Source organism: Mycobacterium sp., from assembly GCF_049281135.1.
In the GTDB taxonomy this organism is placed as follows: Bacteria; Actinomycetota; Actinomycetes; order Mycobacteriales; family Mycobacteriaceae; genus Mycobacterium.
Window position 1 is genome coordinate 19,455 of sequence record NZ_JBAPRN010000813.1, and the last position, 9,069, is coordinate 28,523.

General features: G+C 64.9%; 5 protein-coding genes. 4 read left to right on the forward strand and 1 reads right to left on the reverse strand.

The window, feature by feature from the left end; translation table 11 throughout:
- Positions 1-283 precede the first annotated feature (283 nt).
- From WAN02_RS32265 to WAN02_RS32275, 3 genes are all read left to right on the forward strand, one after another.
- Positions 284-2,182, forward strand: a complete 1,899-nt coding sequence (locus tag WAN02_RS32265; RefSeq protein ID WP_422269422.1) for an alkaline phosphatase family protein — start codon at positions 284-286, stop codon at positions 2,180-2,182.
- A gap of 55 nt (positions 2,183-2,237) precedes the next feature.
- Entirely contained in the window at positions 2,238-5,519 is a 3,282-nt protein-coding gene (locus WAN02_RS32270; protein ID WP_422269423.1) for an error-prone DNA polymerase, read from the forward strand.
- 96 nt (positions 5,520-5,615) lie between these two features.
- Entirely contained in the window at positions 5,616-6,260 is a 645-nt protein-coding gene (locus WAN02_RS32275; RefSeq protein ID WP_422269424.1) for a nitroreductase family protein, read from the forward strand.
- A gap of 18 nt (positions 6,261-6,278) precedes the next feature.
- Here the strand turns inward: WAN02_RS32275 and WAN02_RS32280 are convergent, their stop codons facing one another.
- Complete coding sequence (locus WAN02_RS32280; RefSeq protein WP_422269425.1) at positions 6,279-6,743, reverse strand: tRNA (cytidine(34)-2'-O)-methyltransferase; 465 nt, start codon at positions 6,741-6,743, stop codon at positions 6,279-6,281.
- A 344-nt stretch (positions 6,744-7,087) separates the two neighbouring features.
- Here WAN02_RS32280 and WAN02_RS32285 point away from each other — a divergent pair.
- A partial coding sequence (locus tag WAN02_RS32285) for a sensor histidine kinase (protein ID WP_422269426.1) occupies positions 7,088-9,069 on the forward strand: 1,982 nt, incomplete at its 3' end.

The window sequence follows — 9,069 nt, forward strand, 5'->3', positions numbered from 1 at the left end:
GGTCGATTAAGTAACCGGCTACGCAACTTCTGGACGGCTATGTGCCGGTCCTGTCGCGTGCGGCGCGCGTAGAAAGTTTTGCTCGTTCGCGTCCATAGCCGCCACCTGAGGAGTACCTTAACGAAACCTGAGATAACAGGGGATTTTGGCGGGGGCCTACAACGAGGTCGGACCCATGGCTGGTGATCGGGACACGAAACGCAATCGTCGGTCGCGCAGCGCGCAGACCCGCCGTCGGGTAGTCGGTTTGAGTAGCGCTGTCGGTGCGTTTTTGGCTTTAGGCATGACGCAGGTGGCCGCCGCGCCGACGGTCAAGGCCGATGAGTTCGACGCGATTCTTGACCCGATCATCAATTCCATCGCGAGTTCGCTGGGTGATGTGGCTGCCGGTTCGGCGGCTGTTCCCGAGCTGGGCAGTCTGAGCTTGGGTGCCACCGAGTCGGTGGCGGCGGCCAGCCCGGTCGATGCCTTGCAAGGGCTAGAACAGGATTGGATTAACAGCGGCCTTGGTCAGCAATTTGACACCTTGATCAATAGTTGGTTCAACCTGTTCGATCCCACCAGCAGTGCCTGTGGGTTGATCTGTGACGGCGCTGATGGTCAAGGTGGCGGGTTGATCTTCGGTGATGCCGGCGCTGATGCGCAGCCGATGAGCGAGAACTTGCTGGTCAATCCCAGCTTCGAAACGGCCGACCCGTCCGGGTCGGGCTACAGCGGGGTGACCATCCCGGGCTGGACAGAGACCGGCACCCCGACCGTGATCGCCTACGGCACCCAGGGCGGTTATCCCTTCGCCTTCGGGACTCCGCTGCCAAAGTTCTTCGACTTTCCACAGACCGCTCCCTCGGGCGCAGGTGACAATTTCGCCGGTGGCGGACCCGTGGCCACGTCCACCATCAGCCAAACCGTCGACCTCACCGGCGCGGCCGGAACGCCGTTCAACCTGAGCGCAGATCTCGGTGGCCAAGGCTGGGACCCGTCCGACGCCTCAGTGCAGGTCACCTTCCTCGACGCCCACGGGGACGTGCTGGGCACCGACTCGCTCAACCCCGTCACGATATGGGATCGCCTGGGTTTCACCGGGTTTGAAGACCGCGACATCTCCGGGATGGTCCCGGATGGCACCACCTCCGCACAGGTGACCACGACCTTCACCGACAACGACCAGTTCCTCGGCAACTACAACGGTGCGTACGCCGACAACGAGTCGTTCACCGTCGGCGATCCAAGCCTCACCGCGGCGCCGCTCACCCAACCGACGTCCGACGTCGGCCAACTGGATCACGTGTTCCTGATCTACCTGGAGAACAAGGGTGTCGGCAACATCGTCGGCAGCCCCAACGCGCCGTACATCAACAGCCTGATCAACACAGAAGATTACGACAGCAACTACTTCGCGCTGGGCCACCCCAGCGACCCGAACTACATCCGGCCCGTGGGCGGATCGGACTTCGGCCTCGACTACAACCCCACCGGGAACGTCATCGACGCGAACAGCCTCATGCAAGAAATGGATCAGGCGGGCATATCGTGGGCCGGCTACGCGCAGGGCATGCCCGCCCCGGGGACCATCGAGTCGTCGGGTGACTACGCCGTCGACCAATTACCCTTTGCGCAATTCAACTACGTCTTCGACAACACCCCCGCCTACCTGGCGGAACACCTGCTGCCGCAGTCGTACTTGGAGAACGCTCTGCAGGACCCGAACACCTTCCCGGAATTCGCGTGGGTCCAACCCGACGAGGACAACAACATGGAAGGCCCCATCGATACGCCTTCTGGCATTTTCCAGTTCATTGCCAGCCAGTTCACGAACCAGCAGTACAACGTCGCGGCCGGCGACCAGTACCTCCAGCAGACGATATCTACCATCGAAAACTCGCCCACGTGGAATGCCGATGGGGAAAAGGACGCGATCATCATCACGTGGGACGAGGACAACAACAACCTGTCTTTGGGCTTCGGTAACGAAGGCAACAACGTTCCGATGATCATCATCCCGAACGGGGGCGCCGTGACGGATGGGGGGATGGAACCCGGGCCCTTCACCACCGACGCCTACGCCAACGAGTACAGCCTGATGGCAACGATTGAAGACGCTTTGAGTCCCACGCCGGGAACTCTGGCCCCGCTCACGGACAACGACATGTACGCCACACCCATGAATGCTTTCTGGAAATAAGGGCGCCGAGCGGAGACCCTTCCCGTATCGAACATATATTCGATAGACTGGGTCGGTGGGTTGGAGCAACGGGCCGCCGGGCTGGTCGGAGATGGAGCGGGTGCTCTCCGGTAAACCGCGCCGTTCCGGCACGCCAACCGTGTGGACCCCGGCCGATGAGGCGCCCTGGTCGCGCAAGCGGATGGCATACCAGCCGCCGGACGACGGTCGGCCGATGCGTTCGTCGGTCGCGTATGCCGAGTTGCACGCGCATTCGGCATACAGCTTTCTCGATGGAGCCAGCGCGCCGGAAGAACTGGTCGAAGAGGCGGTCCGGCTCGGCCTGCGGGCCATTGCGCTGACCGATCACAACGGCCTCTACGGGGCGGTGCGGTTCGCCGAAGCGGCGGTGGAGTTGGACATGCGTACGGTGTTCGGCGCCGAATTGTCGTTGGGATCCGGCGCCAGGACCGACGATCCCGATCCGACGGGTCCGCATCTGCTGGTGTTGGCGCGCGGGCCGGAAGGCTATCGCCGATTGTCGCGGCAGTTGGCTGCGGCGCATCTGGCCGGCGGTGAGAAAGGCAAGCTGCGCTTCGACTTCGATGCGCTCACCGACGCGGCGGGCGGGCACTGGCACATCTTGACCGGTTGCCGCAAAGGCCACGTCCGCTCCGCGCTGGCCACCGGTGGACCGGAGGCGGCCTCGGCGGCGTTGGCCGATCTGGTGGACCGGTTCGGTTCTAACCGGGTGAGCATCGAGCTGACCCATCACGGCTGTCCGGGTGACGACGAAGTCAACGCCGAATTGGCCATACTCGCAAAACGATTCGGCCTCGGCAGCGTTGCGACCACTGGCGCGCATTTCGCCGGACCGTCGCGGCGCAGGCTGGCGATGGCCATGGGCGCGATACGGGCCAGGAAGTCGCTGGACGACGCCGCGGGATGGCTGGCCCCGCTTGGCGGTTCGCATCTTCGCTCCGGTGAGGAGATGGCACGGCTATTCGCGCAGTGTCCCGACGCGGTGACCGCCGCGGCCGAACTCGGCGAGCAGTGTTCATTCGGTCTGGCGCTCATCGCCCCGAAGCTGCCGCCGTTCGACGTTCCGCCCGGGCATACCGAAGACAGCTGGTTGCGCGAGCTGGCGATGGCGGGAGCTCAGCGTCGCTACGGCCCGCGGGCCCATGCGCGCCAGGCGTATGCCCAGATCGAACGTGAGCTGGAAGTCATTGCGCAACTCCAGTTTCCGGGTTACTTCTTGGTGGTCTACGACATCACCCGGTTCTGTCGGGAGAACAACATCCTGTGTCAGGGCAGGGGATCGGCGGCCAACTCAGCGGTCTGTTATGCCCTTGGCGTCACCGCGGTCGATCCGGTGGCCAACGAGCTGTTGTTCGAGCGGTTCCTGTCGCCGGTCCGCGACGGCCCACCCGATATCGACATCGACATCGAGTCGGATCAGCGCGAAAAGGCGATCCAGTACGTCTACAACAAATACGGCCGCGACTATGCGGCTCAGGTCGCCAACGTGATCACCTACCGCTCCCGGATCGCGGTGCGCGACATGGCTCGGGCCCTGGGTTTCTCGCAGGGGCAGCAGGACGCGTGGAGTAAACAGATCAGCCACTGGAGTGGACGCCCGTCGGACATCGAAGACATTCCCGAGCAGGTGATCGAGTTGGCCGAGCAGATCCAGAATCTGCCTCGGCACATGGGCATCCATTCCGGCGGAATGGTGATCTGCGACCGGCCGATCGCCGACGTCTGCCCGGTCGAGTGGGCACGGATGGAAAACCGCAGCGTGTTGCAGTGGGACAAAGACGATTGCGCGGCAATCGGTTTGGTGAAATTCGACCTGCTCGGGCTGGGTATGCTTTCGGCGCTGCACTATGCCATCGACCTGGTGGCCGAGCACAAAGGCATCGAGGTCGACCTGGCCTCGCTGGACCTGTCCGAACCGGCGGTGTACGAAATGCTGTCCCGCGCCGATTCCGTCGGGGTGTTCCAGGTGGAGTCGCGCGCGCAGATGGCCACCCTGCCGCGGTTGAAGCCGAGGATTTTCTACGACCTGGTGGTCGAGGTTGCGTTGATCCGCCCGGGGCCGATCCAGGGTGGCTCGGTGCACCCGTACATCCGGCGGCGCAACGGCCTCGACCCAGTCGTCTACGACCATCCGTCGATGGAGTCGGCGCTGCGGAAGACGTTGGGAGTTCCGCTGTTTCAGGAACAGCTGATGCAGCTCGCGGTGGACTGTGCCGGCTTTTCCGGCGCTGAGGCCGATCAGTTGCGGCGCGCCATGGGTTCCAAGCGGTCGACCGAACGCATGCAACGGCTGCGCGGCCGGTTCTTCGACGGTATGCGGAGAATCCACGGCGCCGACGACGAGGTGATCGACCGGGTCTACGAAAAGCTGGAGGCGTTCGCCAATTTCGGCTTCCCGGAAAGCCATTCACTGAGCTTCGCGTCACTGGTCTTCTACTCGTCGTGGTTCAAGCTGCATCACCCCGCGGCGTTCTGCGCGGCACTGCTGCGTGCGCAGCCGATGGGCTTCTACTCGCCGCAGTCGCTGGTGGCCGACGCCCGCAGACATGGGGTGACGGTGCACGGTCCGTGTGTGGCCGCCAGCCTGGTGCATGCCACCCTGGAGAACTCCGGAACCGAAGTGCGGTTGGGGCTGGGCAGCGTCCGTCATATCGGAGATGACCTTGGCGAAAAGCTGGTCGAGGAGCGAAAAGCGAATGGCCCCTTCAGTTCTCTGCTGGATTTGACGACTCGGGTCCAGTTGTCGGTGCCGCAGACCGAAGCGCTGGCCACCGCAGGCGCGCTGCGCTGCTTCGGGATGTCGCGGCGCGAGGCGCTGTGGGCGGCCGGCGCGGCCGCCACCCAACGGCCGGAACGCCTACCCGGGGTGGGCTCGTCGTCGCATATCCCGTCCCTACCCGGGATGAGCGAGGTGGAGTTGGCCGCGGCCGACGTGTGGGCCACCGGCATCTCGCCGGACAGCTACCCGACCCAGTTCATACGGTCAGATCTCGACGAGATGGGGGTGGTGCCCGCCGCTGAGTTGTTGTCGGTGCCCGACGGTGACCGGGTGCTGGTCGCCGGCGCGGTTACCCACCGGCAGCGACCGGGAACGGCTCGAGGGGTGACGTTCATCAACCTCGAGGACGAGACCGGAATGGTCAACGTGCTGTGCACTCCGGGGGTGTGGGCGCGGCACCGCAAGTTGGCGCAGACGGCGCCGGCGCTGCTGGTCCGCGGTCAGGTCCAAAATGCCAGTGGCGCAGTCACCATCATGGCCGAGCGGTTCGCCAAGCTCACCCTGAAGATCGGGTCGAAGTCTCGCGACTTCCGGTGACCGCCAAACCCCAGTGCGTTGCCGGCACCACCTGGTGGTCACCTGACACTGCAGGCGGGAACAGTGTGACTCCACAGCATGAGTAATCTCGCGCTCATGGCCCTTAACCTCTCTGTCGACGAACTTCTCACCACCACCCGTTCGGTCCGCAAACGTCTGGACTTCGACAAGCCGGTATCGCATGACGTCCTGATGCAATGCCTCGATTTGGCGCTGCAGGCGCCCACCGGCTCCAATTCGCAAGGCTGGCAATGGGTTTTCGTCGAGGATGCGGAGAAGAAGAAAGCGATCGGCGAGATCTACCTCGCCAACGCCCGCGGCTACCTGAGCTCGCCGTCGCCGGAATACGGCGAGGGGGACACCCGAGGTGAGCGGATGGGCGCGGTCCGCGATTCCGCGACCTACCTGGCCGAGCACATCCACGAAGCGCCGGTGCTGTTGATCCCGTGCATCGAAGGCCGCGAGGACAAGCAGCCGATGGGCGGGGCGGGGTTCTGGGCGTCACTGCACCCGGCGATCTGGAGCTTCTGTCTGGCGCTGCGCTCCCGGGGACTGGGCACCTGCTGGACGACGCTGCACCTGATCCGCGGCGGCGAGGAAAAGGTGGCCGACATACTGGGCATCCCCTACGAGAAGTACAGCCAGGCCGGTCTGTTCCCGATCGCCTATACCAAGGGCACCGATTTCAAGCCGGCCAAGCGGCTGCCGGCCGAGCAGCTCACGCACTGGGACAGCTGGTAGGTCTCACACCCGAATGGCTCAGACGGCACCCGGGAAACCCTGTTGCCGCCATGCCTCGTACACCGCGACCGCGGCGGCGTTGGCCAAATTCAGCGAACGCCGTCCGTCCAGCATCGGAATGCGCACCCGCTGGGTGATGTGTGGGTCGGCCAGCGTCGCCGAGTCCAGGCCGGTGGGCTCCGGGCCGAACATCAGCACGTCGCCGGCTTGGTAGCCCACGTCGGTGTACAGATGCGTCGCGTGTGCGGTGAAGGCGAACACCCGCCGCGGCGCGAGCACCTTCCAGGCGTCGTCCAGCGATGCGTGAACGGTGACGGAGGCGAGGTCGTGGTAATCCAGCCCCGCCCGGCGCAGCTTGGGTTCGGACAGGTCGAAGCCCAGCGGTTCGACGAGGTGTAGCTCTGCTCCGGTGGCCGCTGCGGTGCGGATCGCATTGCCCGTATTGGGCGCGATCCGCGGGGAGTAGAACAGCAGTTTGAACACAACACACCGTAACCGCAAAGGGGGCGATTGCCCGATGCGCACGATGCCGCCTGACCCCAGTTGCCCGCTCGGCCTCTGAGCACTTTTATCGGGCCGACTTGCTGACAAATCCAAGCGCAGAAAATTTGCTCAGCTATCGTCGGCAGCACTTGGCGGCAGTCGCTGAACTCTGTCTGTTCAGTAAGAATTGTGGTCTCTGCAGCCGCAGCCTGGCATACTCGTCGAATTGCCAGGCGTATATCGCTTGCCCGTCGCTCGGGGTGAGCGCAATTAGCAGGAAGTCCCATGAAAGACGCGCTAAGACTGCGATTCAGCGGAGCGGACGCTAACACCGCGCTGGTCCAGTGACTATGTTTGCCCGCGCCGCCCGGGCCATCTCATCGGCTAAAGCTCCCATCGCACACAACCAAAGTGCCGAGTCCGGATCGACCAAACGGCCGCCGACATGGTCGCTGCGCAATTGGCCGGTCCGCTGGAAAGTCGTGGCAATTGTCGCCCTGCCTTTGGTACTGGCAATGGTTTTCGGGGGATTGCGTATCGCGGGTGCGGTAAGCGACGCGCACCGCCTTCGGTTGGCCGCCGATCGCACCGAGATGGTTCCGGCGATTACCAAATACATGTCGGCGCTCGATGTGGCATTGCTGGCGAGCTCGACCGGCGGTGACGCCGACGGCGCGAAAAAGAACTACGAAGCGCGCAAGCACGAGCTGGAGGCGCGGCTGGCCGGAACGAACGTCGCCTCCGACGTCGACACCGCGGTCACTGCCCTGTTGGACAATGGCCAGTCGCTGCTGGACAACATCGCATCGAACACCCTCACTTTGCGGGTACGGGTGACGACGTATGCCCCCATCCTGCTGACCGCCGAGAACGCGATCGACGGTTCGGTGCGCGTCGACAACGAGAAGATCCGCGCCACCGCGCAGGGACTCAGCCGGGCCGTGGGGGCCCGCGGCCAGATGATGCTGCAGCAACTGCTGATCACCCGCGGTGCCGACATGCCGGAGCCCGAGCTGCGCACGTCGATGACCACCCTGGCCGGTACCGAGCCGTCGACGTTATTCGGGATGGCCGAACTGCTCGGCATCGGCTCGCAAGAGGCCAAGACGCTGCAGCAGCAGATGGTCACCCGGATGGGGTTGATGTCGAATCCGGCCATTGTGCTCGTCAACAACCCGGACCTGCTGCACTCGGTACAGACCACCGACGGTATCGCCGCGCAGATCATCAAGGACACCACCGCGCAAGTCACCAAGGCCGTCGAAGCCCAGGCCCACAACCGGCGCAATGCCGCGATCCGCGACGCCGTTGTGGTGGTGATGGCCCTCATCGCCGCGCTCCTGGTGGTGCTGCTGGTCGCGCGTTCGCTGATCCGGCCGCTGCGGGTGCTGCGCGACAGCGCCCTGAAGGTCGCCCACGAGGATCTCGAGCGCGAGATCACCAGGGTTCGGGCCGGTGACGAATCGCCGCCCGAGCCGCTGCCCGTTCACACCACCGAGGAAGTCGGCCAGGTCGCGCATGCGGTCGACGAATTGCATACGCAGGCTTTGCTTTTGGCCGGCGACGAGGCCCGGCTGCGGCTGTTGGTCAACGACATGTTCGAAACCATGTCGCGGCGCAACCGCTCACTTGTCGACCAGCAGCTTTCGCTGATCGACCGGCTCGAGCGCAACGAGGAGGACCCCGAGCGGCTCGACAGCCTGTTCCGGCTCGACCACCTCGCCGCCCGGATGCGCCGCAACGGCGCCAACCTGCTGGTGCTGGCCGGTGCGCCGGCCTCTCGGGGAGATCAGCGCTCTGGGGTGCCGCTGTCGTCGATCATCCACGCGGCCGCCTCCGAGGTCGAGGACTATCGCCGGGTGGAAACGTCGATGGTGCCCGACTGCACGATCGGCGGCGCGGCCTCTGGCGACATCGTCCATCTGATCGCGGAGTTGGTCGACAACGCGCTGCGCTACTCCCCGCCGGCGTCGCCGGTCCGGGTCTCGGCAGGGTTCCGCAGCGACGGGGCGGTTCTGCTGCAGATCGTCGATGTCGGGCTCGGCATGACCGATGGCGACCGCCGCATCGCCAACATGCGCCTACGCGCCGGGGGAGAGGTCACCCCCGACAGCGCTCGCCACATGGGTCTGTTCGTCGTCGGCCGGTTGGCCGACCGGCACGGTATCCGGGTGCGGCTGCGTGGCTCGTCGATCGAGGAAGCCCGATCGGGAACCACCGCCGAGGTCTATCTGCCGGCCACGGTGCTGGCGGGCGCCGACGCGGGCCCGTCGCTGCCGCACGAGCCGGCAGCGGGAGCACCGGCCCTTGTGCCGCTGCCCGAACC